Source organism: Aquabacterium sp., assembly GCF_035476535.1.
Lineage (GTDB): Bacteria > Pseudomonadota > Gammaproteobacteria > Burkholderiales > Burkholderiaceae_C > Pseudaquabacterium.
In genome coordinates this window covers 1-2257 of the sequence record NZ_DATILJ010000090.1, presented here as the reverse complement: position 1 = coordinate 2257, position 2257 = coordinate 1, and the positions used below count along the sequence as shown (strand labels likewise).

Annotated in this window: 2 protein-coding genes; both read left to right on the top strand. The window is 73.2% G+C overall.

What is annotated here, in order from left to right:
- Window positions 1-411, top strand: a 411-nt coding sequence (locus tag VLK61_RS09145) for an FAD binding domain-containing protein (protein ID WP_414636792.1), incomplete at its 5' end; no start/stop codon positions are given.
- Window positions 408-2257, top strand: a 1850-nt coding sequence (locus VLK61_RS09140; protein WP_325420375.1) for a xanthine dehydrogenase family protein molybdopterin-binding subunit, incomplete at its 3' end; no start/stop codon positions are given. The genes VLK61_RS09145 and VLK61_RS09140, both read left to right, overlap by 4 nt.

The following is a 2257-nucleotide window of genomic DNA, read 5'->3' as shown; positions in this document are numbered from 1 at the left end:
CCCGAGCCCACGCTGGCCGCCGACCACGAGCACACGCTGCAAGCCGGTGAGCTGATCAGCGCGATCACGCTGCCGCTCAGCACCGCCGCGCGCGCCTCGGCCTACCTGAAGCTGCGCGACCGCGCGTCGTTCCAGTTCGCGCTGCTGTCGCTGGCGGTCGTGCTGGAGACCGACGAAGGCAAGGTGAGCCACGCACGGCTGGCCGCCGGCGGCGTCGGCACGCGGCCCTGGCGGCTGCGGGCCAGCGAAGCGGCGCTGCTTGGCCAGCCGGCCGGCCCCGGCACGTGGCAGGCCGCGGTTGCCGCGTCCACGCAGGGGGCCCAGGCCCTGCCCGGCAATGCCTTCAAGCTGGAATTGCTGCAGCGCTGTGTGGCGCATGAGCTGGCGCGGCACATGGGAGATGTGTCATGAATTCCACCCGATGGGAAGCGCTGGCCAAGGTGCGCGGCAGCGCGCTGTACAGCGCCGAGGAGCCGGTGCCCGGCTGCCTGCATGCAGCCATCGTGCCCGCGCCGGTGGCGCATGGCCGCGTGTTGCAGGTCGACACGGCAGCGGCACAGGCCCTGCCCGGCGTGGTGGCCGTGTTCGGCATCGGCGATCTGCCGCCGCTGCGGCCGGCCGGTTACGCCAACTGGCTGGAAGACGAGCGCGTGCACTGGGCCGGCCAGCCGGTGGCGCTGGTGGTGGCCGAAGACGAGGCCACGGCCCGCGCCGCGGCCAGCCGCGTGCTGGTGCAGGTGGAGGCTTTGCCGGCCGCGCTGAACCTGGACCAGGCCAGCACCCCGCCCTTCGCGCCAGCGGAAGCCGGCCGCCTGCCCACCGACACCCAACGCGGCGACCCGGACGCTGCGCTGCAGCGCGCCGAGATCCGGCTGGACCTGCACTACCGCAGCGCCGGCAACCACCACCAGCCGCTGGAGCCCCACGCCAGCCTGGCGCTGTGGCAGGGCGAGCAGCTCACGCTGTACTGCAGCACGCAGGCGGTGTTCGGCACACGCCGCATGGTGGCCTACAGCCTGGGCCTGCAGCGTGAGCAGGTGCGCGTGATCGCCCGCCACCTCGGCGGCGGGCTGGGCAGCAAGGGGCCGCTGTGGTGGTCGCTCACTTTGCGCGTTTGCCAGATTGCGCAGCGCCTGGGCCGGCCGGTGCTGCTGGAGCTGACCCGCCCGCAGATGTTCACGCAGGTCGGCCGGCGTTCACCCTTGCGCCAGCACCTGTGCCTGGGCGCCGACGCCGATGGTCGGCTGGCCGGCATCGTGCACGACACGCTGGCCGAGACCTCGCCGTTCGCCGACTACGCCGACCCGGTAGGCTCGGCCACACGCTGGTTGTATGCCTGCGAGCACGTGCGCACCACGCACCGGCTGAAACGCATCAACGCGACGCAGCCCATCCCCATGCGGGCGCCGGGCGAAGGGCCGGGCCTCTTCGCGCTGGAGACGGCGCTGGACGAACTGGCCTGGCGCTGCCGGCTCGACCCACTGGAGCTGCGGCGGCGCAACTTCGCCGCGCACGACCCGCACCTGAACCTGCCCTGGTCCAGCAACAGCCTGCGGGCGTGCTGGCAGCAGGCGGCCGATGCCTTCGGCTGGGCGCAGCGGCCACTGCAGCCCGGAACGCTGGCCGACGGCGATTGGCAGATCGGCTGGGGCATGGCCACGGCGGCCTACCCGGTGCAGCGCCTGGCCTGCGAGGCCGAGGTGTCGATCACTCACGAAGGACGCGTGCTCGTGCGCTGCGGCGTGCAGGACATGGGCAGCGGCAGCTTCACTGCATTGGCCGACACCGCGGCCGCCATCCTGCACATCCCCGGCCACCAGGTGGACGTGGCGCTGGGCGACACCCGGTTGCCGGAAGGCCCGTACTCCGGCGGCACCGTCGTCACGGCCAGCTTCGTACCGGCGGTGGAAGCGGCGGCGCGTGCGCTGCAGGCACGGCGGGCCGCCGGCGAACAGCCCAGCACCGGCCAGCCGCTGAGCGCCAGTGCGCGCACCGAGCCTGACGCGACGCCCAGCCACAGCGCCTGCGCCTTCGGTGCGGTGTTCGCCGATGTGCGGGTGCACCGCGCCACGCGCGAGCTGCGGGTGGCCCGGCTGCACGCGGCCTATGCGGCCGGGCGCATCGTCAGCCCGCTGATGGCCTACAGCCAGTACATCGGCGGTCTGGTCGGCGGCATCGGCATGGCGCTGCATGAAGCGAGCGTGATCGACCCGGTCAGCGGCCAGGTCGTCAACGACAACCTGGGCGACTACCTGAT